This window comes from Aeromonas sp. 600276, assembly GCF_049175815.1.
Classification (GTDB): domain Bacteria; phylum Pseudomonadota; class Gammaproteobacteria; order Enterobacterales; family Aeromonadaceae; genus Aeromonas; species Aeromonas dhakensis.
Genome location: NZ_JAAKVU010000003.1, coordinates 229,554 through 254,491, shown reverse-complemented (window position 1 = coordinate 254,491; position 24,938 = coordinate 229,554). Strand labels below are relative to the sequence as shown.

Below are 24,938 nucleotides of genomic sequence, written 5' to 3'. Positions count from 1 at the left end.
GCAGGTTGTCGGTCAGGCAAGGGAGGTTGGCAATGCGTAACTGGATTAACTTTCCCCACCGGGAGGGGACCCACTCCCGCCAGGCTCATGCCGACCTGCCCGAGCAGGCCATTTATGAGCGTGAACTGGGCCGCTCCGGCTTCTTCGGGCCGGCCACCCACATGCACCACAAGCATGCCCCCACCGACTGGATCAACTGGGAGGGGCCGCTGCGCCCGCGCCTGTTCGATCTCAACGCCTTGGGCGAGGAGGTGAGCTCCCTCTCCCCCTGGGTGATGCCGGATATTCTGAGCAACCCCCACTGCCGTTACCGCATCTGGCGCCTGCATGAGCCCATGCCGTTTCTGGTGCGCAACGCCGATGGCGACGAGCTCCTGTTCATCCACGAGGGGTGCGGCGAGTTTTACTGCGACTACGGTCACCTGACCCTGCGGGACGGCGACTACCTGGTGATCCCCCGCGGCACCATGTGGCGCATCGAGCCGACGGCCCCCCTCTTCATCCTGATGATCGAGGCGACCAACGACAGCTACCAGCTGCCGGACAAGGGGTTGGTGGGCAATCACGCCATCTTCGACCCGGCGGCGCTGGACGTGCCCGCCATCAACGAGCGCTTCCTGGCCCAGCAGGATGAGAATCCCTGGTCGCTGCAGGTGAAGCGTCACAACCAGGTGTCGGTCATCACCTGGCCGTTCAATCCGCTGGATGCGCAAGGGTGGCACGGGGACTTGTGCGTGGTGCGCCTCAACTGGCGGGACATCCGCCCGCTGATGAGCCACCGCTACCACCTGCCACCGTCGGCTCACTCCACCTTCGTGGCGAGCCGGTTCGTGGTCTGCACCTTCGTGCCACGCCCCATCGAGAGCGATCCCGGCGCCCTCAAGGTGCCCTTCTATCACAGCAACGATGACTACGACGAGGTGCTCTTCTACCACGCCGGGGATTTCTTCAGTCGGGACAACATAGAGCGGGGCATGGTCACCTTCCATCCCGCCGGGTTCACCCACGGTCCCCATCCCAAGGCGTTTGCGGCGGGTCAGGCCTACGCCAAGAAGTTCACCGACGAGGTGGCGGTGATGCTGGATACCCGCGATGCACTCAACGTCGGCAGCCTGTGTGACGGGGTGGAGAATCCGCGTTACGTCACCAGCTGGTTGCGCCCGGAACTCACACCAGCCACCAACGGCAAATAAAAGGAATCCCTATGAAACTGGCAACCCTGAACAATGGCAAACGGGACGGCGCCCTGGTGGTGGTGAGTCGCGATCTGAGCCGCGCGGTGCGCGTGCCGCACCTTGCTGCTACCCTGCAGGCGGCCCTCGACGAGTGGGCCGAGCTTGCGCCCAAGCTGACCGCCGTCTATCAGCAGCTCAACGATGGCGCCTGCCCTGACGCCTTCCCGTTCGACGAGACGGCCTGTCTCTCCCCGCTGCCGCGCGCCTACCAGTGGGCCGACGGCAGCGCCTACGTCAACCACGTGGAGCTGGTGCGCAAGGCCCGTGGCGCCGAGATGCCGGAAAGCTTCTGGCACGATCCCCTGATGTATCAGGGGGGCTCGGACAGCTTCCTGCCGCCGCGGGGTGCCATCCCGATGGGGTCGGAGGAGTGGGGCATCGATTTCGAGTCGGAGATCGCCGTCATCACCGACGACGTGCCGATGGGCACCAGCCCGCAGGCAGCCGCCGGTCACATCAAGCTGCTGATGCTGGTCAACGACGTGAGCCTGCGCAACCTCATTCCGGGTGAGCTTGCCAAGGGCTTCGGCTTCTTCCAGTCCAAGCCCTCCAGCAGCTTCTCGCCGCTGGCCATCACTCCGGACGAGCTGGGGGATGACTGGCGCGACGGCAAGGTGCATCTGCCCCTCGAGACCCACCTCAACGGCGCCCTGTTCGGGGCCCCCGATGCCGGGGTGGACATGACCTTCAACTTTTATGAGCTGATCGCCCACGCCGCCAAGACCCGGCCGCTCGGAGCGGGCTGCATCATCGGCTCGGGGACCGTCTCCAACTACGACAGAAGTCGCGGCTCATCCTGCCTCGCCGAGCTGCGAATGCTGGAAATTATCGAGTCAGGTCAAGCCACTACACCCTTTCTGCGCTTTGGTGATACAGTGTCCATCGCGATGCAGGATCGCAACGGGATGAGTCTGTTTGGCACCATTTTGCAGCGGGTCACGCCGGCAGAGGCCAGTCAGACGAAGTGAAGGGGCCGGCATGGACACATGGCCGACGGGTGAGCGGCAGGTGTCCATGCACCTGTCAACACAGGGACAAAGTATGTTGCAGTTGTTTGGATATTGGCGTTCATCGGCAAGTTATCGGGTGCGGATCGTGATGCAGCTCAAGGGGCTCGACTACGAGCAGCATCCGGTCAATCTGCGGCAGGGCGAGCAGCGCGAGAAGGCCTATCGCCGGCTCAATCCCCAGGGGCTGGTGCCGTTTCTGGTGGATGGCGAGGTGCAGGTGGGTCAGTCGGTGGCCATCATGGAGTACCTCGACGAAACTTACCCCGCCCACCCGCTGATGCCGTCCGCCCCCGAGGAGCGGGCCCAGGTACGCCAGATCGTCAACATGATTGCCTGCGACATCCATCCCCTCAACAACCTGCGGGTGCTCAATTACCTGGGAGAGCATCTCAGGGCGGGCAAGGAGCAGGAAGCGGCCTGGTATCGCCACTGGATTGACGAAACCTTCAGCGCGCTGGAGCAACTGTTGATGACCACCGCCGGCATCTATTGCGTCGGCAACGAGGTGACCCTGGCGGACTGCATGCTGGTGCCCCAGGTCTACAACGCCCGCCGCTACGACATGTCGCTGGAAGACTATCCCACCATCAACCGCATCGTCGCCAACTGCGAGCAGTTGCAGGCCTTTATCAAGGCCGCCCCCGCCAATCAGCCGGATGCCCAGCCCTGAGGCTGCGCCTCCCTGCCAGGTTCCAATTATCGAGCCCCGCACCGTCAGCCGACCGTGCGGGGCTTTCATATCAGGGGCGCGCTAGCCGCGGGTGGGCTTGGGCTGGAAATAGGCGATGAACTTGCCGAATTTCTCCCCGTCGTAGCTGTCCCCCTTCTCCAGCAGCCCGGTGTTGAAGGATTCGAGCAGCTTGCCCTTGCCATCCAGCACGTAGAAGTGGGGCACCCCCAGGTACTCGGGATAACCTTTGAGGAAGGATTCGTTCTTGTTCTGCTTGCTGACGTTCACCTTGACCACCACGAAGGTGCGGTTGAACTGGCCGGCGAGTTTGGGCTCCCGGTCCAGAAAGTGGTTCATCTCCTGGCACCAGCTGCACCACTCGCCGCCCACCAGCAGCAGGACTTTCTTGCCCTCGGCACTGGCCTTGGCGGTGGCGGCGGCGAGATCGCGGGCCGGATCCCGCTGCTCGTCATAGCCCTGGCTGTAATCGGGCAGGGTCTGGCTCCAGAGGTGGTCGGCGCTGTACACCTCGCCATGAAAGAGGGCGGTGCCAAGCACCAGCGGCAATAGCAGTCGGTTCATCACGTGCTCCTTGTGTCGTTGTGGTTGCTTCCAAGCCGCAACAATGTGACACGAGCGAGCCCGGCCGCCAAGGGCGAGATGGGCCCTTGTTATGCAAAAAGCGGAAATGGGTCGGCGGGAAAAAACAAAGCCCCTCGCAGGAGGGGCTTGGCATTGAGGCAAGGGAGGTCGCCGGCAGATCAGTAACCCTGCTGGTGCACGTCCATCACGGCGCGACCGGAGGGGTCGGCCATCTCCTTGAACTTGGCATCCCACTCCAGCGCGGTCGGGGTGGAGCAGGCGACCGACTTGCCGTAGGGCACGGTGCGGGCGGCGGACTCCAGCGGGAAGTGCTCGTCAAAGATGGCGCGGTAGTAGTAGGCCTCCTTGGTAAGCGGGGTGTTGACGGGGAAGCGGAAGGCTGCCGCCTCGAACATCTGATCCGTCACTTCCTGCTCGACCATGGCTTTCAGGCTGTCGATCCACGAATAACCCACGCCGTCGGAGAACTGCTCTTTCTGACGCCACGCCACTTCATGGGGCAGCAGATCCTCGAACGCTTCACGCAGGATGTGCTTCTCGATCTTGCCCTTGCCGCACATCTTGTCGGCAGGTTGCAGGCGCATCGCCACGTCCATGAACTCCTTGTCGAGGAAGGGCACGCGACCCTCCACCCCCCAGGCGGCCATCGACTTGTTGGCGCGCAGGCAGTCATAGAGGTGCAGTGAGGCAAGCTTGCGCACGTTCTCTTCGTGGAATTCGCGGGCGTTGGGCGCCTTGTGGAAGTAGAGGTAGCCGCCGAACAGCTCGTCGGAGCCTTCGCCGGAGAGCACCATCTTGATCCCCATCGCCTTGATGTAGCGGGCCATCAGGTACATCGGCGTAGAGGCGCGGATGGTGGTGACGTCATAGGTCTCGAGGTGATAGATGACGTCCCGCAGGGCATCCAGACCTTCCTGTACCGTGAAGTGGATCTGGTGGTGGATGGTGCCCAGGTGATCAGCGACCTTGCGGGCGGCGGCGAGATCCGGCGAGCCTTCCAGGCCGACGGCGAAGGAGTGCAGTTGCGGCCACCAGGCCTCGCTCTTGCCATCGTCTTCCACCCGACGGGCGGCATAGAGCTTGGTGATGGCGGAGATGACGGACGAATCCAGCCCGCCGGAGAGCAGCACACCGTAGGGCACGTCGCACATCAGCTGACGCTTGACCGCCGCTTCCAGCGCGGCTTTCAGCTCTGCCTTGTCGCTGACGTTGTGCTCGACCGCGCCATACTCCATCCAGTCGCGTTTGTACCAAGTTTTAAGCTCGCCATCCTTGCTCCACAGGTAGTGTCCCGGCGGGAAGGTTTCGACGCTCTTGCAGACCGGCACCAGCGCCTTCATCTCGGAGGCGACGTAGAAGTTGCCGTGCTCGTCGCGGCCGGTATAGAGGGGGATGATCCCCATGTGGTCGCGACCAATCAGGTAGGCATCCTGCTCGGCGTCATAGAGGATAAAGGCGAAGATGCCGTTGAGGTCGTCCAAAAAGGCGGGGCCCTTCTCCTTGTAGAGGGCCAGCAGCACCTCGCAGTCGGAGTGGGTCTGGAACTGGAAGTCGACCTTGAGGTTCTTCTCCAGCTCCTTGTGGTTGTAAATCTCGCCGTTGACGGCCAGCACATGGGTGCGCTCGGGGTTGTAGAGCGGCTGGGCGCCGTTGCCCGGATCGACGATGGCCAGGCGCTCGTGCACCAGAATGGCTTTGTCGGAGCTGTAGACGCCGGACCAGTCAGGACCGCGGTGACGCAATCGCTTGGACATCTCCAGCGCCGATTTGCGCAGGGCGGCCGCATCGGATTTGATGTCCAGAATGCCGAAAATAGAACACATTGGCGGTAATCCTCTTGATTTTTATATGAGCCCCCCACGTTCGGGCTCGAAATTCCATTTACATTCCTCGCCAGTCACAATGCCTAGTGCAAAAACCTTTTGCAAGCGGGAAAACCGCAGAAAATCATGCCGTAAGCGTCAAGCCGACAGGGGAGTGCGGCGACCCGCCGGTCGCCGGAAAAAAGAGGGGAGGTTGACGTGAACGTCAGCTGGTGGGTTCGAAGATCACATAGAGCTTGCGGCAGGGGGTGAGGGTCTCCCACTCCCCGACAAAGCCGGCGGGAATGACGAATTGATCGCCGGGCTTGAGGAGCAGCCTGCCGCCCTGGCCGTCGTGGATCACCGCCTCGCCCTCCAGCAGCTGGCAATACTCGTGTTCTGTGTAGTGCACGGCCCAGCGGCCGGGCTCGCAGCTCCAGAAACCGACGTGGAACTGCTGGCTCGGATCCGAGTAGTGGTTCCATACCGTCTGGCGCGGGTTGCCGGCGCGCAGGCGCTCGGGGGCGGGCATCAGCGGGGTGGGAGCCGCCTCGTGGCGATCGAGCAGGATCCAGTCGTTGAGGGTCTTCATGCTGCCTCCTTGGCAAGGGATAAAAAAACGGGGCCATCCAGGCCCCGTGATTGTTCGTTTTATTAAACGAGGTTGCGCATAACGTAAACGATAGTGCCCTCCTTGCCAAGGGGCTGCTCCCGCCCGTCAGCGTGGCTGCAGCCGCTTGATGACGTGACGGGCGAAGCCGCTGCCCGCTTCGTCGTAGACGTTGAACACCGCATCCACCCCTTGCTCCTTGAGGGAGGCGATGTCGTCCTCGAAGCGGACGATGGCGGCAATCTTGCCGGCAAAGCCGTGGCTGCGCAGCTTCTCGATGGCATAGAGATTCCCTGAGTGGTGAGGCATGGCCAGCAGCACCAGGTTGACCTGGTTGGAGAGCAGTACCTTGTCCCAGAAGTCGGTATCGGTGGCGTCACCCTCGATGACATTCATGCCCTGGGCGCGCAGGGTGGGCAGCTTGTCGCTGTCGTTCTCCACCCCGAGGATCACTGTGCCGTACTTGTTCTCCAGCTCGAAGTAGGCACCCTGACCGATCCGCCCCATGCCGAGGATGATCACCTCGGCATCGCCAAGCTCGATGGGCCTGTCCTCCGGGTGCAGGGTGGTGGCTTGCATGCCGCGCAGCCAGTTGCCGAGCCGATGGTAAATTCGCTCGCTCTGGCCGTTGAGGGGAGCCGAGATCATGAAGCTGGCCGCCAGCGCCAGAGAGAGCGCAACCAGCCACTCGTGGGAGATCCAGCCCGCCTTGGCGGCGATGGCCGCGACGATGAGGCCGAACTCCGAGAAGTTGGTGAGCGCCAGGGTGGAGAGCAGGGCGGTGCGTACCCGCAGGTGGGCGCCGCTGTAGACCAGGTAGTAGAGTGCGCTCTTGAGCGGCAGGGCCAGCACCAGTGCCAGCGCCAGCAACATGGTGTCGTGGGTCGGCAGGCCGTTGAGGCCGATGGTGAGAAAGAAGCAGATAAGAAACAAGTCTTTGAGGTTGAACAGCGACTTGGCCAGCCCCGCGGAGGCGGGGTGGGAGGCGATCAGCATGCCGATGATGAGAGCCCCAAGATCCGGTTTGAGCCCCACCACCTCGAAGCCGGCGGCCCCCACCACCAGTGCCAGGAAGATCCCGAACAGCACCTGCAGCTCGCCGTGACCGGCCCGCTCCAGCAGTTTCAGCAGCAAGGGGCGCAGCAGCGGCAGCCCCAGGATCCAGAGCGCCCAGATGCTGGGCCACTCGCCGCTGGAGACCGCCAGGAAGGCCACCGCGAACAGATCCTGCATCACCAGCACGCCGATGGCGAGACGGGCATAGAGGGCGTTCATGTCGCTGCGCTCCTCCAGCACCTTGACCGCAAATACTGTGCTGGAGAAGGAGAGGGCGAAGCCCAGCAGCAGCGCCAGCTGCCAGTCGAGCGACATGGCCAGCGCCAGCCCGAGCCCCTTGCACACCAGCAGCACCACGGTAAACAGCAGGGTGGAGAGCAGCAGGTGCAGGCTGGTGGTGCCCCAGACGTCACGCCGCATCAGGATCTTGACGTTGAGCTTGAGGCCGATGGTGAACAGCAGCAGGGTGACGCCGAGATCGGCCACTTCGCTGAGGGCCGGGGTGTTGTGATAGCCCATGGCGTTGAGGATGAAGCCGGCGGCCAGAAAGCCCAGCAGGGGCGGCAGGCCGATGAGGTTGACCAGCATGCCGCAGCCGAAGGCCACGGCGATAAGAATGGGTTCCATGTTGTTTCCTGCGAGGGCAGGGCCGGCCTGCCCTCTTCTCTATCCTGGGTAGCGGGTCAGACGATGTCGATGTCCACTACTGAGTCAAAGATGTGGTTCGGCCGAAACGGCATGCGGTCGATGTCGGCCACCTTGCTCACTCCGGAGAGCACCAGTACCGTCTCGAGGCCGGCCTGGAAGCCCGCCAGAATGTCGGTGCGCAGGTTGTCGCCGATGATGATGGTGTCGTCGGAGTGGGCCTCCATCCGGTTGAGCGCCGCGCGGATGATCCAGGCGCTCGGTTTGCCGACGTAGAAGGGCTTCTTGCCGGTCATCCGCTCGATGGGGGCGCACAGGGCGCCACAGGCCGGGTGCATCATGGGGCCGTGGGTATCCGGGTTGGTGGCGATGAAGCGGGCCCCCTGATCGACGAACTTGGCCCCCAGCTGCATCATGGTCCAGTTGTAGTTGCGGGTCTCGCCCACCACCACGAAGTCGGGGTCGATGTCGGTGATGGTGAAACCGGCCTTGTAGAGCTCGTGGGTCAGCGCCCCTTCGCCGATCACATAGGCCTTCTTGCCATCCTGGCGCTTGAGAAAGTCGGCGGTGCCCATGGCGGAGGTGTAGAAGCACTCCTCCGGTACCTCGATCCCGGCGGAGCGGAAGCGGTTTTGCAGATCTTTCTGGGTCTGGGCCGGGTAGTTGGTCAGAAACAGCAGCTTGCTGCCCTGCTCCAGCAGGCGGTGGACGAAGCGGTCGGCGCCCGGCACCAGATCGTTGTTGTGCAGGATGACGCCGTCGATGTCGCAGATGACGCTTTTCTTCATGGGGACTCCTTGTGTAGGCGCAAGAGGCGGCGGAAAGTTGCGCCAACTCTCAAGATCTTCAAATAGTTATGTTGTTTTTGTGACGCCATTATAAGTCTGTTTGATGACAAGTCTCCCCCATAAACAGAGATAGGTGCACAATCAATTGCAGGGGAGGGAGCCGCTCTGCCACTGGCGGGTCCCGCTGTCTGTGCACTGATGGAGCCGTCATCATGGATAACTTTATTGCCGGTCTGCCCAAGCTGGAGCTGCACCTCCATATCGAAGGCTCGCTCGAGCCGGAACTGATGTTTGCCCTGGGCCAGCGCAACGGCGTGGCCCTGCCTTGGCCAGACGTGGCCAGCGTGCGCGCCGCCTACGAGTTCGACTGTCTGCAATCCTTCCTCGATCTTTACTACCTGGGAGCCAGCGTGCTCATCACTGAGCAGGATTTCTTCGACCTCACCTGGGCCTATCTGGAACGCTGCGCAGCCGACAAGGTGGTGCACGTGGAGATCTTCTTCGACCCCCAGACCCACACCGCTCGCGGCGTACCCTTTGCCACCGTGCTGGGCGGCATCGAGCGGGCGCTGCAGCGCGGGGAGAAGGAATTTGGCATCAGCTGGCGGCTCATCATGAGCTTCTTGCGCCATTTGAGCGAAGAGGAGGCCTTCGCCACGTTGACAGAGGCCACTCCCTTCTTGTCGCGCATTCACGGCATCGGCCTCGACTCGGGAGAGCTGGGCAACCCGCCCGGCAAGTTTGCCCGGGTCTTTGCCCGCTGCCGCGAGCTGGGGTTGCCGGTGGTGGCCCACGCCGGCGAAGAGGGGCCGGCGGACTACATCTGGCAGGCCATCCGGGAGCTGGAGGTGCGGCGCATCGATCACGGGGTTCGCTGCGTCGACGATCCCGAGCTGCTGCGTTATCTCGCCGATACCCGGCTGCCGCTCACCGTCTGCCCCCTCTCCAACACCCGCCTCAAGGTGTTTGACCAGATGGCCCATCACAATGTGCTCACCCTGCTGGAGCAGGGGCTGTGCGTCACCATCAACTCGGACGACCCCGCCTATTTCGGCGGCTACATGAACGCCAACTTCCACGCCCTGGCCCATGAGCTGGGGGCCAGCATGAACCAGCTCTGCCGTTTGTCACTCAATGCCGTCGAGGCGAGCTGGCTGAGCCTGGCCGACAAGGCGCGGCTGACCCGGGAGATCAGAAGCTACGCCGCCTGCTACGGGGTCAGCCTCTACTGAGCGTTGGCTGGCGTGAAAAGCAAAAACGGTGCGCCCACCAGTGATGGTGGGCGCGTTTTTTTATGCTTGGGCGGGTTTGATTCAAGCCGTGTGAGGCTGGGCGATTGCCTGATAGGTCGGGTAGTCGGTCAGGCCCTTCTCGCCGCCGCCAAACAGGGTGGCCGGATCGTGAGGGGCCAGCGGATAGCCGTGGCGCAGCCGCTCGGGCAGGTCGGGGTTGGCCACGAAGGGGCGACCGAAGCCTATCATGTCGGCCCAGCCCGCCTCGAGCGCCGCCCGGGCGCGCTCGCCGTCGTATTTGCCTGCGTAGATGAGGGTGTTGGGGAAGGCATCGCGCAGCCCCTGCTTGAAGCTCTCAGCCATCAGCGGGGCGTCGTCCCAGTCCGCCTCGGCAACGTGCAGGTAGACCACGTCGAGCCGGCCCAGCAGGCGGGCGGCGGCCAGATAGGTCTCCTGCGGATTGGCATCCACGGTGCCGTTGAGGGTGGTGAGCGGCGCGAGGCGCACCCCGACCCGGTCGGCCCCGATCTCGCTGCAGACCGCCTCGGTCACCTCTTTGAGGAAACGCAGCCGGTTCTCAAGCGAACCGCCGTAGCCGTCGGTGCGGGTATTGGACTCGGAGTCGAGGAACTGGTTGATGAGGTAGCCGTTGGCGGCGTGTAGCTCGATGCCGTCAAAACCGGCCAGCATGGCGTTGCGAGCCGCCTGGCGAAACTGCCCCACTACCGCGTCGATATCGGCCTGGGTCATGGCACGCGGGGTGACGGTTTCGACAAAACCGGGGGCGTCGCTGCCGTTGTCGACGAACACCTTGACCCCTTTGGCCTGAATGGCGGAGGAGGAGATGGGCTGGGCGCCGCCGAGGTTGTCAGGGTGAGTGACCCGGCCCACGTGCCAGAGCTGGGCGAACATGGTGCCGCCCTTGGCGTGCACGGCGTCGGTCACCAGCTTCCAGCCGGCCACCTGTTCGGCGCTGTGGATCCCCGGCGTCCAGGCGTAGCCCTTGCCCATGGGGTCAATCTGGGTGCCCTCGCTGATGATGAGACCGGCCTCTGCGCGTTGGGCGTAGTAGGTGGCCATCATGGCGTTGGCCACGTCACCGGGCTGGCTGGCGCGGGAGCGGGTCATGGGGGGCATGACGATGCGATTGTTGAGGTGCAGCTGGCCGAGGCGCAGGGGGCAGAACAGGTGATCGTGGTGCATGGTGAATTCCTCATGGTGATGATGGGCTCACTCTAGTGCCGGCATCCCTTGCGAAAAAGAGGGGTAATTGCAGATGAGAATTGCGCTGATGACAGCAATGGCGACATGAGAGAGGAGAAAGGGGAGGATAAATAGAAAAGGGGACCGGCAAGGTCCCCTTTTACAGCAGGCTTCACGAGATGGCGTCAGGCCGCCAGCGGCATGACGCGCACCCGCTCGATGCGCCGCTCGCTCACCTCGACTACCTCGAAGCAGAGCTGCTGCAGTTGCAGCTGCTGGCCCGGGGCGGGCAGGGTGCCGAAGTGGGAGAGCAGCATGCCGGCCAGAGTCACGTACTCGTCGCTCTCGCTCACCAGCCCTTCGTGTTCCAGCACCTGCTCCACGTGGTGGATGTTGGTGCTGCCGTTGATGAGCCAGCCAGCCCCGTCGCGGATCATGTCCGGCGTTTCATCTTCATCGGGCAGCTCGCCGACGATGGCCTCCAGCAGGTCGTGGGTGGTCACCAGCCCCTGGATGATGCCGAACTCGTCGGCCACCAGGATCAGGCTGCCCTTGGCCTGGCGCAGCTCCGCCAGCAACCTGATCACGTTGATGGTCTGCGGCACGATAATGGGGTCGTTCTGTTTGGCCAGTGCGCTCAGGGACTGCCCCTCGTTGAGGGCAAACAGCAGGTCGCGCGCCTTGACCACCCCGATCACCTCGTCCAGATCGCCGTCACAGACCGGGAACAGGCTGTGGGGCTCCTGCTTCAGCAGGGCGCGGATCTCGTCATCGGTGTCGTTGACGTCGATCCAGGCCATTTCGGAGCGCGGGGTCATGATGGTACGGATGGAGCGATCGGCCAGCGACAGCACCCCGGTCACCATGTAGCGCTCCTCCTCGCCAAAGCTCACCGGCTCGGGGGCGGGGGCATCCAGATCGTCGTCCGGTTTGTCCTGATACGCCTTGCTGCCCATCAGCTTGAAGATGGCGGCTGTGGTGCGCTCGCGCAGGGGCAGCTTGGCCTCGTGGCGCTCGGCACTGCGCTGGGATAGCTGGTTGAAGAATTCGATCAGCACCGAGAAGCCGATGGCCGCATAGAGGTAGCCCTTCGGAATATGGAAGCCGAACCCTTCCGCCACCAGGCTGAAGCCGATCATCAAGAGGAAGCTCAGACAGAGCACCACCACTGTGGGATGGGCGTTGACGAAGCGGGTCAGCGGCTTGGAGGCGAGCACCATCACCACCATGGCGATGGTCACGGCCGCCATCATGACGCCGAGCTGTTCTACCATGCCGACGGCGGTGATGATGGAGTCCAGCGAGAAGATGGCATCCAGCACCAGGATCTGGGTGATCACTACGCCAAAGCTGGCGTAGACGCCGACCGGCCCCTCTTCGGGCGGCTTGGCCTCCAGCCGCTCGTGCAGCTCGGAGGTGGCCTTGAACAGCAGGAACAGGCCGCCCCCCATCAGGATCAGGTCCCGCCCGGAGAAGGGGTGATCCCAGATGTGCAGGATGGGGGTGGTCAGGGTGACCAGCCAGGACATGACGCTCAGGAGCCCCAGGCGCATCAGCAGGGCCAGCGACAGGCCGATGATGCGGGCCTTGTCCCGCTGGGCGGGGGGCAGTTTTTTCACCAGGATGGCGATGAAGACCAGGTTGTCGATCCCGAGCACGATTTCCAGAACGATCAGGGTAAACAGACCGATCCAGATGTGGGGATCCAGCAGCAATTCCATGTAGTGACCTCAATAAAAACAGACAGAGCAAAGAGTGATCACGGCGCACGACGGCCGTAGTGACAGCAAGGCTATGACGTTATTCAGAGGCGCTGATTAAGCAGATAGAGATAGGTTTTGACGGGAGGAAACGAAGGGCAACTTCGGGGATTGTCCATGATGGGCAATAAAACCTCGGGTTAAAAGTGAGCCCTGATGATAGCGGTTGGCGCCGTTTTGGCAAGAGGGAAGCCATGAAGATGTGATGACAGGGGGAGGCGGCGGCTGGCCTCCCCCAAGCGGCAGTTCAAGCGGTGGTTACAGCCAGCGCTTTTCGCGGGTGAAGCAGACCGACAACCAGGCGTCCCCCAGGGTGTCGCCGAGGCGGGACCAGAGCTCCTGGCGCAGGGCATCCTGGCGCTCGATGGGCCACTCCTGACCCGGCGCCACCAGGATGTTGAGCTCGAGATCGAAGCGGCGGCCGCTTTTCGCCAGATGGCTGTAGCACTCGACCCCATGGCGCAGACGCAGGGCCTCGACTTCGTTTGCCACCAGCCGGGAGACGTCCCCCTTGGGGGCAATTTTCAGCACTTCCCGCAGGTTGCGACCGAGCACCTTGATGGGAATGAGGGTGGCGCACAGGGCCAAGAGAGAGACCAGCAGTGGGTCTATGTAGCGGTTGTAGTGGCCGTAGCCGATGGCATCGAGGCCGATGGCGACCACGAAGCCGATGAGCAGGGTGGTGCTGAGCAGGGTGTCCACCAGCCACTCCTTGGAGTCCACCCGCACCAGCTCTGAGTTGACCCGCTCGGCCACGTTGGCCTCGACCAGATAGATGATGCCGCAGAAGAAGGTGGAGACGACGGCATAGATGAGGGCGTGGCCGAGATCGATCTCCCGTCCCCCCGCCAGCAGGGTGGTGAGGCCGTTGTAGAGCGCCGCCAGACAGAGCAGCAGAATGATGGTGCCGTTGATGACGTTGGCGATGGGTTCGAAGTGGGCGTAGCCGTATTGAAAACGGGCGTCGGAGGGACGGGTGACCAGGTAGGCGGTGATGAGCCCCAGCCCCGTCATGCCCATGCTGAACAGGGTGAAGATGCCGTCGAGCATGATGGCGTTGGATCCGACGAAGAGGCCATAGCCGATGCCGAAAATGGCAAAGGTGATGCAACCAAACAGCGACAGGGTCAGCGCCTGTTTTTCGGTGCGGATAAGCGTACTGATAACATGGCTGTAGTGAGCCATAAAAGTCCTCCTTTCAAATGGTGAAGATTGCGCGCGCAAGCGGTTTTCTAGCTGATATACTGCCCGCTCACATGTGAGCGGACTGGTTCGGGGGCCCGCGAAGAGGCTGGCCCGAACGGTCGTTGTCGCCGGAATGCCGGCATCAAGCAAAGGATGGGAACAAGGATTCATGATCCCGAGACTCGATTACCAGGACAGTTTGTCACCTACAACCCTGCAGTTTCTTGAGTTGCTGGCGCGATCAGCATTTCGTGGTGATATCGAAAAGTCTTATGCAAGCCGGTTGGCGATGGCGACGGATAACAGCGTCTATCAGGTCGTACCTCAGGCGGTTCTCTATCCGCGCAGCGCGGACGATATAGCGGTGATGCTCAAGCTGGCCCAGGGGCCCGAGTACGCAGCCTTGAGTTTCTTCCCTCGCGGCGGCGGTACCGGCACCAATGGTCAATCCTTGGGCGGCGGCATTATCGTCGATCTCTCGCGCCATATGAACCAGATCATGGAAATTAATCTGGAAGAGGGTTGGGTGCGAGCCCAGGCCGGGGTGGTGAAGGATCAACTCAACGCCTATTTGAAGCCTCATGGCTACTTCTTCTCGCCGGATCTCTCCACTTCCAACCGAGCCACCTTGGGCGGCATGGTCAACACCGACGCCTCTGGGCAGGGCTCCTTGGTGTACGGCAAGACCTCGGATCACGTGCTTGGCCTCAAAGCCGTGCTGGAAAACGGCGATCTCATGGCCACCGAGCCGGTGACCGGTGAGCGACTGGCTGACAAGCTGGCGCTGGAGAGCCGTGAAGGGGAGATCTATCGCACCCTCTATCGCATCGGCCGCGAGCGGCGCGCCGACATCGAGGCCACCTTCCCCAAACTCAACCGCTTTCTGACCGGATACGATCTCAAACACCTCTATATTCCAGAGAGCGACACCCTGGACGTCAGCCGCGTATTGTGCGGCTCGGAAGGCTCTTTGGGCTTCATCACAGAGGCGAAGCTCAATATCACCCCCATCCCGCGCTACCGCACGCTCGTCAACGTCAAGTACGACAGCTTCCCCTCGGCCCTGCGCAACGCCCCCTTTATGGTGGAGGCCCACGCCCTGTCGGTGGAGACGGTGGACTCCCGGGTGCTGGGGCTGGCCCGCGCCGACATCATCTGGCACTCGGTGAAGGATCTCATCCAGGACGTACCCGGCAAGGATCTGCAGGGGCTCAACATCGTCGAGTTTGCCGACACCGACGAGGATGCGCACAAGGCCAAGGTGGCCGAGCTGTGCCGGCGCATCGACGGCCTGCTGGCGCGTGGTGAAGCCGGGGTCATCGGCTATCAGGTGTGCGACCACCTGCCGAGCATCGAGACCATCTACGGCATGCGCAAGAAGTCGGTAGGGCTGCTCGGCAACGCCGAGGGGCGCAAGAAGCCGGTGGCCTTCACCGAAGACACTGCCGTGCCGCCGGAATCCTTGGCCGATTTCATCATGGAGTTTCGTGCCCTGCTGGACGCCCATGGCCTCGACTACGGCATGTTCGGCCACGTCGATGCCGGGGTGCTGCACGTGCGCCCGGCGCTGGACTTGTGCGACCCCGAGCAGGAGGTGTTGCTGCGGCGCATCTCCGATCAGGTGGTGGCGCTGACCGCCAAATATGGCGGCCTGATGTGGGGGGAGCACGGCAAGGGCTTTCGCTCCGAATACAGCCCCGCCTTCTTCGGCGAGCTGTGGGAGGAGCTGCAACGGGTCAAGGGGGCGTTCGACCCGGCCAATCGCATCAACCCGGGCAAGATCTGCATGCCTTACGGCAGCGGCGCCGAACTGGTGTCGGTGGACGGGCCCAAGCGCGGCAAGTTTGACCGCCAGATCCCGCTGGCGGTACGCACCAGCTATACCCGGGCCCTCGATTGCAACGGCAACGGTCTGTGCTTTACCTTCGAGACCGACTCCCCCATGTGCCCCTCGGTCAAGATCAGCCGCGATCGCCGCCACTCCCCCAAGGGGCGGGCCGGCCTGATGCGCGAGTGGCTGCGCCAGTTGGCGGAGCAGGGCTTCGATCCGCTGAGCGAGGAGGTGGCGCTGCAAAGCGGCGGTCTGCGCTTCAAGCAGATTGTCGACAAGTTCCGCAATACGGTGGCCCGCGCTCGCGGCCAGTATGACTTCTCCCACGAGGTGATGGAGGCAATGGAGGGGTGCCTGGCGTGCAAGGCGTGCACCAGCCAGTGCCCCATCAAGGTGGATGTGCCCACCTTCCGCGCCCGCTTCATGCAGCTCTACCACAGCCGCTATCTGCGTGGACCCAAGGATTACTTCGTCGGCACGGTGGAAGCTTACGCTCCTCTGCTGGCCAAGGCGCCGAAACTGGTCAACTTCTTCCTCGAGAAAGAGTGGGCCCAGAAGGCGACCGAGAAGAGCATCGGCATGGTGGACGTGCCGCTCTTGAGCGTGCCGACCTTGGCCGAGGAGCTGCGCGACCATCGCGCCCGCTATTTCGACCTGCCGGGGCTGGAGGCCATGAGCCCAGAGCAGCGTCAAAAAGTGGTGCTCATCGTGCAGGATCCCTTCACCAGCTACTACGACGCCCCCGTGGTGCGGGACCTGGTGAAGCTGGCCAGCAAGCTCGGCCTGCAGCCCTATCTGCTGCCGTTCAAGCCCAACGGCAAGCCCCAGCACGTGAAGGGTTTCCTGCGCGCCTTTGCCCGTACCGCGGCCAGCAGCGCCCAGTTCCTCAACAAGGTGGCGGCGCTTGGCATCCCCATGGTGGGGGTCGATCCCTCTCTGGTGCTCTGCTATCGGGATGAATACGTGAAGGCGCTCGGCCTCGCTCGCGGGGACTTCCAGGTGATGTTGCCTCAGGAGTGGTTGCTCTCCCTGCCGGCCGAGGCGCTGCCGGTGCGGGAAGAGGCCGGCAGCGAACCCTGGTATCTGTTCGCTCACTGCACCGAGAAGACCGCCAAGCCCACCACCCACGGTGACTGGAGCACCCTGTTCCGCCGCTTCGGTGCCACCCTGCAACCGGTCTCGGTGGGCTGCTGCGGCATGGCCGGTACCTATGGCCACGACGCCAAACAGGTGGAGAACTCCAAAGGCATCTATGGCCTGAGCTGGGCCGAGCCCCTCGCGCGCCTGCCCAAGGAGCGCTGCCTGGCCACCGGTTATTCGTGCCGCAGCCAGGTCAAGCGGATGGAAGGGGAGAAACTCAAACACCCGTTGCAGGCCCTGCTGGAACTGCTCTGATGCTGACCCTGCCCAAGCGGTTTCGGGTGCCGCAAGCCTATCGGCACCCGCACTTCCTGCTGCTGCCGGTCAATCCGACCCAGGCGGTGGTGGAGTTCGTCGCCATGCTACGCGAGCGCGAGCAGCTTCATCAGCTGTTTCGCCCGGACGATGTGTGGCCCTCCACCAGTTTCAGCCTGAGCCAGCACGAGGCCGATCTGGAGTGGCAGCGCTCCGAGTTCCTGGCCAAGCGCTCCTTTGCCTATGGCCTCTGGAGCCCGGCGCGGGAGCCCGAGTTTTGGGGCGGGGTTTATCTCTACCCCTCGGTGCTGCCGGAGGTGGCGGTGGAGCTCTTCTTCTGGAAGGTGGCCGAGGCGCCGCTCACCGATGCCGAACTGGAGGCCGAACTGCGCGCCTGGCTTGGCAAGGTGTGGCAATGGCCCGAGCCGAGCCTGCCTGGGCGGGACGTCCCCTGGGCCGAATGGCCCGGGGTGACCTATCCCTGGTGAGGATCAACCTCGATGCAAGATGCCCCAGCGTGGGCATCTTTTTTTTTATGCCTTTTTCGCCGACACTGCTGGTTTGCCGCTACGGCGCAGCGATAACCCATTGATCACAGAAGGAGTCAGCTCGTCATGAGTCAAGAGAACGCCCCCATCTGGCGCAAGCCCATGAGCCTTGAGGGGCTCAACGCCAGCTCCCGCAACACCCTGATGGCCCACCTCGACATCGTCTACACCGCCTTTGGCCCTGACTGGCTGGAGGCCACCATGCCGGTGGATCACCGCACCCATCAGCCGCTCGGCATGCTGCACGGCGGCGCCTCCGTGGTGCTGGCGGAGACGCTGGGTTCCTTGGCGGCCAACATGGCGGTCGGGGCGGACAGTTACTGCGTGGGGCTGGAGGTCAATGCCAACCACTTGAGGGCCAAGCGGGAAGGGGTGGTGACGGGGCGCTGCGCGCCGCTGCATCTGGGGGCGACCACTCAGGTGTGGCAGATAGAAATTCGCGATGAACGTGGTCGTTTATTGTGCACCAGCCGGTTGACCATGGCGGTGCTCAAGCACAAGCGGGACAAGGACTCTGGCGAAGCGTGATCCGCAATCACGCACCATGAGTGAAAAATAAGCAAGCCATAGTCGTCAGATCCCTCTATAATTGCCAACGTCTTGAGAGGCCTATCACATTTTTCAAGACAGCAGAACAAAGTGGCGCTATAATCGCCGCCTTTTTGCTATTCCGCGGTGTTAGCCGCCTGCCTTAATCTGGAAGAATCTATGTCTGATACCGAACAACTGCCCCTTTTTAGTGAGCTTGGACTGGCCGCGCCTGTACTGAAAGCGCTGCAGGACGTGGGCTATGAGCGCCCGTCCCCCATCCAGGCCGCAGCAATTCCCCACCTGATGGCGGGCCACGATCTGCTGGGGCAGGCGCAAACCGGTACAGGGAAGACCGCTGCTTTTGCCTTGCCTCTGTTGTCTCGTCTGGAAGCTGGTAACCGCAACACCCAGATCCTGGTGCTGGCGCCTACCCGCGAACTGGCCCTGCAGGTGGCTGAGGCGTGCCAACGCTATGCCCACCACATGCCTGATTTCCACGTGCTGCCCATCTACGGCGGCGCCTCCTACGAAACCCAGACCCGCGCCCTGCGTCGCGGTGCTCAGGTTGTCGTGGGTACTCCGGGCCGTGTGATGGATCTGATCCGTCGCAAGAACCTGGACCTCTCCGGTCTGAAAGCCCTGGTGCTGGACGAAGCGGACGAAATGCTGCGCATGGGCTTCATCGACGACGTGGACTGGATCATGGATCAGTGCCCGGCCGGTCGTCAGGTTGCCCTGTTCTCTGCCACCATGCCGGAGCAGATCCGTCGCGTGGCCCAGAAGCACCTGAAGCAGCCCAAAGAGATCAAGATCGCCTCCAAGACTGCTACCGCCACCACCATTCGCCAGCGCTACTGGCAGGTGACCGGTCTGCACAAACTGGACGCCATGACCCGTCTGCTGGAAGTGGAACCCTACGAAGCGCTGCTGGTGTTCGTGCGTACCAAGAACGCCGCCGAAGAGCTGGCCGGCAAGCTGGCTGCTCGTGGTCACGCCTGTGAAGCGCTGCACGGTGACATCCCGCAGAAGCTGCGTGAGCGTACCGTCGACAAGCTGCGTCAGGGCCAGCTGGACATCCTGATCGCCACCGACGTGGTTGCTCGTGGTCTGGACGTTGAGCGCATCACCCACGTAGTGAACTACGACATTCCGTACGACACCGAATCCTACGTTCACCGTATCGGCCGTACCGGCCGTGCCGGTCGCAAGGGCGAGGCCATCCTGTTCGTGGCACCGCGCGAGCGCCGCATGCTGCGCGCCATCGAGCACGCAACCCGTCAGGCCATCGAGCCGATGAAGATGCCGAGCACCGAGGACATCAACCAGCACCGTCTGGCCAAGTTCAAGGAGCGCATCCGCGAAACCATGATGGGCGAAGAGCTCGAGATCTACGTGAACCTGGTGAACGAGCTGATCGAAGAAGATTCTGCCGATCCGCTGGAGCTGGCTGCCGCCCTGGCCAAGCTGGTACAGGGTGATCAGCCGCTGCTGCTGGATGACTCCATCCCGGATCCGCTGTTCAGCAACAACAACGATCGCGGTGGTTTCGAGCGTCGTGAGTTCAACGACCGCGGTGGTCGTGACTTCGGTGACCGTGGCGATCGTCCGGCCCGTCGCATGCCGTCCCTGGAGCCGCGTCCGCTCAAAGACAACCCGGACGTGGAGATGGAGCGTTACCGCGTAGACGTGGGTGCCCATCACGGCGTCAAGCCGGGCCAGATTGTGGGCGCCATCGCCAACGAAGCGAACATCGAGAGCCGTTTCATCGGCAACATCGACATCGCTGACGACTTCTCCACTGTCGATCTGCCGAAGGGCATCAGCCCTGACGTGCTGGAAGTGATCAAGAAGGCCCGGGTCTGCCAGCGTCCGCTGCAGATCAGCCGCTACACCGAGGTGCCGGCCGGCGGCAACACCAGCAGCCGTCCGCCGCGCGGTGATCGTCCGTTCCGTGGCGACCGTCCTTTCAACAAGGATCGCCGTCCGCAGGGTGACCGTCCCTTCAACAAGGATCGCCGTGAAGGCGGTTTTGACAAGGGTCGCAAGTTCGGTGGCAAGCGCCGCGACAGCTAAGCCCTGATTGTTATCTAAAAAGGCCGCTCATCGAGCGGCCTTTTTGTTGCCTGTGGTTTACCCATGCTGTGCTGGTGGGGCTCACCCATTGAGCGCCATTGATATCACCGACAGGCTGCCCGGCACTGCCACCGGTATCGGCTGCCAGGTGCAGGATGGTAACTAAGGTAGCCAGCCCATGAGCCGCCTTGTGCCGTTGCGAGCAGAACCTGCGCGAAGGGGGAGGGCTAAGGTGAAAGATAGGGCCGACAGCGCAGCCAGGAAGGAAAAGTGCCTCGCCTGTCCGCTCGTATATTCCGGCGTATACATGGCACGATGAAGGCAGCAAAAAGGCGACCCGTAGGTCGCCTTTTTGTTTTGGTGTGTCTCGCTGCCCGGCTTAGAGCACCATGGCGGCAATCCAGCCGAAGAGGATGAGCGGGATGTTGTAGTGGATGAAGGTCGGCACCACGCTGTCCCAGATATGGTCGTGCTGGCCGTCGGCGTTGAGGCCCGAGGTGGGGCCCAGGGTCGAATCCGAGGCGGGCGAACCCGCGTCCCCCAGCGCGCCGGCTGCCCCCACCAGGGCGATGGTGGCCATGGGCGAGAAGCCGAGCTGGATGCACAGCGGCACATAGATGGTGGCGATGATGGGCACGGTGGAGAAGGAGGAGCCGATCCCCATGGTGATGAGCAGGCCCACCAGCAGCATCAGGAGGGCGGCCAGCCCCTTGTGGCCGGTCATCATGCCGGCGACGGACTGCACCAGGCTGTCGACCCCGTGGGTCTCCTTCATCACGGCGGCAAAGCCGGCGGCGGAGATCATGATGAAGCCGATGAGGGACATCATGCGCACGCCCTGGGTGAAGGCATCCTGACTCTCGCGAAACTTGATGACACCGCCACAGGTGAAGATGACGAAACCCGCCAGAGCCCCCAGCACTATGCTGTTGGTCATCAGCTGCAGCCCCAGCGCCACGGCGATGGCCAGCAGGGCCACCCAGATGTGACTGAGGTTGAGTTCGACCGTCTCCGGCTCGGCGGCCAGGATCTTCTCCAGGTCGTACTGGCGCGGCTTGCGGTAGCTGAAGAAGACGGCGATGAGCAGGCCGCAGAACATGCCAAGCACCGGGATAGCCATCGCCATCGGCAGTTGGCTGAGCTCGACCGGCACGCCGTTGTCGATCAGGTTCTTGGCCAGGATGTTGTTGAGGAAGATGCCGCCAAAGCCTACCGGCAGCAGCATGTAGGTCGCGGTCAGGCCGAAGGTGATGACGCAGGCCACCTGACGACGGTCGATCTGCATCTGGGCCATGACGTGCAGCAGCGGCGGGATCAGGATGGGAATGAAGGCGATATGGACCGGGATCAGGTTCTGGGAAGAGATGGAGACCGCGAGCACGGAGGTGAGCAGCAGGCTCTTGACCCAGAGAATGCGGGTGCTGCTGGCATCCTTGCCGAGCTGGCTGATCACCTTGCGGGCCAGCAGATCGGTGATGCCGGAGCGGGAGATGGCGACGGCGAAGGCACCTAGCATGGCGTAGGAGAGGGCGATCTCGGCGCCGCCACCCAGGCCACCGGTGAAGGTGGAGAGCGTCTGCTCAAGGGTGAGCCCCCCGATCAGGCCGCCCGCGATGGCGCCGATGGCGAGGGAGACCACCACATTGATCCGCAGCAGGCTGAGCACCAGCATCAGCGCCACTGCGATAACAACAGGATTCATTTGATTTCCTTATAGTTTGTGTTGCTGTCTGTCGTGTGAAAGGCAGTTAGTTTGCGAAAAATGTGACAAATGTCGAGTAAAAAATCAGGCTGATGGCCTATCTGCAGCATTCACGGCGCTCTGCTGCCGACAACCGGGTCGGAGGCGTGAAAAAAGGCGCTGGATGGCACTTTATTATCCATTCTGGTCAAACCAGATCAGGAATAAACCAGCAGAGGCAAACCGTGCAAAGAAAAGCGGCTGCCGTGGCAGCCTGCTTGAGATCGGGGTTTATTCGCCCGCATCGTCACTCTCGTTGTCCGGGTGAGCGGGTGGCCAGCCACCCAGGCTCTTCCAGCGGTTGACGATGTGACAGAACAGCTCTGTGGTGCGTTCGGTGTCATAGAGGGCGGAGTGTGCCTCTTTGTTGTCGAACGGGATGCGGGCGCTCTGGCACGCCTTGGCCAGCACCGTCTGACCCAGGGCCAGGCCGGAGAGTGCCGCGGTATCGAACGTGGCAAACGGATGGAACGGATTGCGCTTGAGGCCGGCCCGCTCGGCGGCGGCCATCACGAAGCCGTGATCGAAGGTGGCGTTGTGGGCCACTATGATGGCGCGGCCGCAATCCTGCTCCTTCATCCCCTTGCGAATGCCCTTGAAGATCTCGGTCAGCGCCTCTTTCTCGCTGACGGCGCCACGCAGGGGATTGAAGGGGTCGATGCCGGTGAAGTCGAGCGCCGCCTTTTCCAGGTTGGCGCCCTCGAACGGTTCGACATGAAAATGGAAGATCTGATCGGGCACGAGCCAGCCCTGCTCGTCCATCTTGAGGGTATGGGCAGCGATCTCCAGCAAAGCGTCGGTTCTGGCATTGAACCCGGCGGTTTCAACATCGATGACGACGGGGTAAAAGCCACGAAAACGGCCCTTGAGGGTGTGAACTGCGTCGGTCATGGTATCTCGGTCGGCGTGAAATGAGGCGGCATTATGGCAAAAAAGCGGGCCCTTGTCCCATCTCCGCCGCCCCGCAGGCGCTAGCCGATTCTATTATCGACACGCGAGCTTATAATTGACCACTCAATCAATGGAATGGAGAGCAAGGATGAAGAAGCTGGGATTGGCGCACAAGATGTTGCTGGTTGTCTGCCTGCCACTGCTGGCCCTACTGTTTTTCTCCGGCCGGTACGTGTATGAACGCTATCGGGTCGAACAGGAGATGAGCCAGGCCCAGGCCGCGCTGGATGTGGTTCGGGAAGCGGCGCAACTGGCCCACGAGCTGCAAAAAGAGCGCGGCATGTCGGCCGGTTTCCTCGGCTCCGGCGGCAACAAGTTCCGCGATGCCCTGCCGGCCCAGCGCAAGGTGGTGGACGGCCTGCTGCAGCGTTTTGCACAGGATCCGGCCCTGCTGGCGCTCAGCGAGGTACAGCAGGAGCTGGCCGGGCTGACGGCCATGCGCGAGCGGGTCAGTGCGTTGGGGGTGGAGGTGGCGGAGCAGGTCGGCGTCTACAGCCGGATCATCTCCCGCTTGCTGGCGGTGGTGGATCAGATCAGCATCCACAGCCGGGATGCCACCATAGCGCTGCAGACCAACGCCTATGCCGCCTTCTTGCAGAGCAAGGAGCGGATGGGGCTGGAGCGGGCGACCTTGAGCAACGTGTTCGGCCGAGACAGCTTCACGCCAGCGCTGCTGCAGCAGTTCATCTCGCTGCTGGCGGCCCAGAATACCTATCTTGAACGCTTCCAGGCGGTGGCGAGCCCCTCCCAGCGCCAGCTGCTGGCCGACAGCCTGGCCTCGCCCGTGGTAGCCAAGGTGGCCGCCATGGAGAAACTGGCGCTCGACAAGGCGGCCAGCGGTGGTTTCGGGGTGGATGCCGAAGCCTGGTTTGCCTTGAGTACCGACAAGATAGGCCTGCTCAAACAGAGCGAGGATCGCCTCTATCAGCAGCTGTCCGAGCGGGTTGACCAGATGCGGGCCCAGAGTGCCAGCGACTTCTGGTGGGCTGCCATCGGGGTCTTGCTGTGCGTGGCACTGACCACCTTCGTCTGCTGGCGGGTGGTGCGGGATCTGCACCTGGGCTTCACGGCGCTGCACCAGACCTTCAAGCGGCTGGTGAAGGAGAACGACCTGACGGTACGGGTCAACTGGCAATCCGGCGACGAGCTGGGGGCGCTGGCGCGGGATCTGAACCACTTCCTCGAACACCTGGAAGGCTTGCTGCTGGCGGTACGCCGCTCCTGCGAGGTGTTGACCCGCAGCGCCGCCGCCTCGGCCAACGTCATCTCCGAGGTGAACGCCGGGGTGGCCAGGGGCTTTGGTCAGGTGGACCTGGTGGCGACCGCCGCCACCGAGATGGCCTCGACGGTGGCAGAGATCGCGCGCAACGCGACCCAGACCTCGCTGGCGACCCAGCAGGCCATCGGCCGGGCCCGGCAGGGAGACAAGGAGGTGGATCAGACCATAGACGCCATCCAGCTGGTGGCGGGTACCCTGAGCGATACCCAGCAACTGGTGGACAGCCTGCATCAGGATACCGAGTCGGTGGGGGAAGCCCTCAACCTCATCAAGCAGATCTCGGATCGCACCAACCTGCTGGCCCTCAACGCGGCCATCGAGGCGGCCCGTGCCGGTGAATCCGGTCGCGGCTTTGCGGTGGTGGCGGAAGAGGTGCGGGCGCTGGCATCGCGCACCCAGCAGGCCGCCGACGACATCGAGCGGATGCTGGCGCGTCTGCGCCAGGGGGCCAATCAGGCGGTGACGGCCATGCACCTGGGAACCGAGCAGGCGGGGCTGAGCGTGACCGAAGCCAAGCGGGCGGGCAGTGAGCTGACCGACATCGTCAACGAGGTGCGCAAGGTGAGCGACATGACGGCCCAGGTGGCCACTGCCACCGAGGAGCAGCGCTACGTCACCGACGACATCCAGCACAACGTGATGACCATCCGCGAGGTATACGAGGCGCATCGCCAGCACTCTGAGACCCTGCAGCAGAACAGCGTTGAGCTGGATCAGCTGGCACGAGAGCTGGCAGGCCGCATCGCCAGCTTCAAGCTGATGGGCGGATCTTCACCCCATTGAGCGCTTT

At 63.0% G+C, this 24,938-nt stretch carries 19 protein-coding genes; 9 read left to right on the top strand and 10 right to left on the bottom strand.

Going from position 1 to position 24,938, the window contains the following annotated elements; all coding sequences use genetic code 11:
• Window positions 1–32 precede the first annotated feature (32 nt).
• The 3 genes from G5134_RS04700 to maiA all read left to right on the top strand — a co-directional run bounded on the left by G5134_RS04700 (window position 33) and on the right by maiA (window position 2,915).
• Complete coding sequence (locus G5134_RS04700; protein WP_065017965.1) at window positions 33–1,193, top strand: homogentisate 1,2-dioxygenase; 1,161 nt, start codon at window positions 33–35, stop codon at window positions 1,191–1,193.
• An 11-nt stretch (window positions 1,194–1,204) separates the two neighbouring features.
• On the top strand, window positions 1,205–2,203 hold the full coding sequence (locus G5134_RS04695; protein WP_065017966.1) for a fumarylacetoacetate hydrolase family protein: 999 nt from the start codon (window positions 1,205–1,207) through the stop codon (window positions 2,201–2,203).
• Window positions 2,204–2,276: 73 nt separating this feature from the next.
• On the top strand, window positions 2,277–2,915 hold the full coding sequence (gene maiA, locus G5134_RS04690) for a maleylacetoacetate isomerase (protein ID WP_065017967.1): 639 nt from the start codon (window positions 2,277–2,279) through the stop codon (window positions 2,913–2,915).
• An 81-nt stretch (window positions 2,916–2,996) separates the two neighbouring features.
• On the opposite strand, the gene G5134_RS04685 is transcribed toward maiA, so the two are convergent.
• The 5 genes from G5134_RS04685 to G5134_RS04665 all read right to left on the bottom strand — a co-directional run bounded on the left by G5134_RS04685 (window position 2,997) and on the right by G5134_RS04665 (window position 8,419).
• Window positions 2,997–3,497: a TlpA family protein disulfide reductase gene (locus G5134_RS04685; protein WP_065017968.1), complete on the bottom strand. Its 501-nt coding sequence runs from the start codon at window positions 3,495–3,497 to the stop codon at window positions 2,997–2,999.
• Window positions 3,498–3,676: 179 nt separating this feature from the next.
• Window positions 3,677–5,341, bottom strand: a complete 1,665-nt coding sequence (asnB, locus tag G5134_RS04680; protein WP_017786745.1) for an asparagine synthase B — start codon at window positions 5,339–5,341, stop codon at window positions 3,677–3,679.
• Window positions 5,342–5,546: 205 nt separating this feature from the next.
• Window positions 5,547–5,912 carry a cupin domain-containing protein gene (locus tag G5134_RS04675; RefSeq protein WP_065017969.1) on the bottom strand — a complete coding sequence of 122 codons (366 nt, stop codon included), beginning with the start codon at window positions 5,910–5,912 and terminating at the stop codon, window positions 5,547–5,549.
• A 126-nt stretch (window positions 5,913–6,038) separates the two neighbouring features.
• Window positions 6,039–7,613, bottom strand: coding sequence for a cation:proton antiporter family protein (locus G5134_RS04670; protein WP_065017970.1), 1,575 nt, complete (start codon window positions 7,611–7,613; stop codon window positions 6,039–6,041).
• Window positions 7,614–7,669: 56 nt separating this feature from the next.
• Window positions 7,670–8,419, bottom strand: coding sequence for an HAD-IIA family hydrolase (locus tag G5134_RS04665; protein WP_005302324.1), 750 nt, complete (start codon window positions 8,417–8,419; stop codon window positions 7,670–7,672).
• Window positions 8,420–8,631: 212 nt separating this feature from the next.
• On the opposite strand from G5134_RS04665, the gene G5134_RS04660 reads away from it, so the two are divergent.
• Complete coding sequence (locus G5134_RS04660; RefSeq protein WP_065017971.1) at window positions 8,632–9,651, top strand: adenosine deaminase; 1,020 nt, start codon at window positions 8,632–8,634, stop codon at window positions 9,649–9,651.
• 81 nt (window positions 9,652–9,732) lie between these two features.
• Here G5134_RS04660 and G5134_RS04655 read toward each other — a convergent pair whose 3' ends face one another.
• The 3 genes from G5134_RS04655 to G5134_RS04645 form a co-directional block, all read right to left on the bottom strand.
• On the bottom strand, window positions 9,733–10,854 hold the full coding sequence (locus tag G5134_RS04655; RefSeq protein ID WP_065017972.1) for an alkene reductase: 1,122 nt from the start codon (window positions 10,852–10,854) through the stop codon (window positions 9,733–9,735).
• Window positions 10,855–11,039: 185 nt separating this feature from the next.
• Window positions 11,040–12,575, bottom strand: coding sequence for a TerC family protein (locus tag G5134_RS04650; RefSeq protein WP_042050694.1), 1,536 nt, complete (start codon window positions 12,573–12,575; stop codon window positions 11,040–11,042).
• Between the two features lie 297 nt (window positions 12,576–12,872).
• On the bottom strand, window positions 12,873–13,799 hold the full coding sequence (locus tag G5134_RS04645) for a cation diffusion facilitator family transporter (RefSeq protein WP_010633622.1): 927 nt from the start codon (window positions 13,797–13,799) through the stop codon (window positions 12,873–12,875).
• 169 nt (window positions 13,800–13,968) lie between these two features.
• On the opposite strand from G5134_RS04645, the gene G5134_RS04640 reads away from it, so the two are divergent.
• The 4 genes from G5134_RS04640 (at window position 13,969) to G5134_RS04625 (ending at window position 20,177) form a co-directional block, all read left to right on the top strand.
• Window positions 13,969–17,025 carry an FAD-binding and (Fe-S)-binding domain-containing protein gene (locus G5134_RS04640; protein WP_421231908.1) on the top strand — a complete coding sequence of 1,019 codons (3,057 nt, stop codon included), beginning with the start codon at window positions 13,969–13,971 and terminating at the stop codon, window positions 17,023–17,025.
• Window positions 17,025–17,513 (top strand): hypothetical protein, encoded by a 489-nt coding sequence (locus G5134_RS04635; RefSeq protein WP_421231907.1) that lies wholly within the window; start codon window positions 17,025–17,027, stop codon window positions 17,511–17,513. The genes G5134_RS04640 and G5134_RS04635 overlap by 1 nt, the downstream gene beginning before the upstream one ends.
• Before the next feature lie 126 nt (window positions 17,514–17,639).
• On the top strand, window positions 17,640–18,101 hold the full coding sequence (locus tag G5134_RS04630; protein WP_017784872.1) for a hotdog fold thioesterase: 462 nt from the start codon (window positions 17,640–17,642) through the stop codon (window positions 18,099–18,101).
• A 180-nt stretch (window positions 18,102–18,281) separates the two neighbouring features.
• Window positions 18,282–20,177 carry a DEAD/DEAH box helicase gene (locus G5134_RS04625; RefSeq protein WP_005302298.1) on the top strand — a complete coding sequence of 632 codons (1,896 nt, stop codon included), beginning with the start codon at window positions 18,282–18,284 and terminating at the stop codon, window positions 20,175–20,177.
• Between the two features lie 379 nt (window positions 20,178–20,556).
• Here G5134_RS04625 and G5134_RS04620 read toward each other — a convergent pair whose 3' ends face one another.
• Window positions 20,557–21,879, bottom strand: coding sequence for a Na+/H+ antiporter family protein (locus G5134_RS04620; protein ID WP_279461634.1), 1,323 nt, complete (start codon window positions 21,877–21,879; stop codon window positions 20,557–20,559).
• A 270-nt stretch (window positions 21,880–22,149) separates the two neighbouring features.
• Window positions 22,150–22,809: a ribonuclease T gene (gene rnt, locus G5134_RS04615; protein WP_017764203.1), complete on the bottom strand. Its 660-nt coding sequence runs from the start codon at window positions 22,807–22,809 to the stop codon at window positions 22,150–22,152.
• A 148-nt stretch (window positions 22,810–22,957) separates the two neighbouring features.
• Between rnt and G5134_RS04610 the strand changes: the two genes are divergently transcribed.
• Window positions 22,958–24,931 carry a methyl-accepting chemotaxis protein gene (locus G5134_RS04610; protein ID WP_017778815.1) on the top strand — a complete coding sequence of 658 codons (1,974 nt, stop codon included), beginning with the start codon at window positions 22,958–22,960 and terminating at the stop codon, window positions 24,929–24,931.
• The last annotated feature ends 7 nt before the right edge of the window (window positions 24,932–24,938 follow it).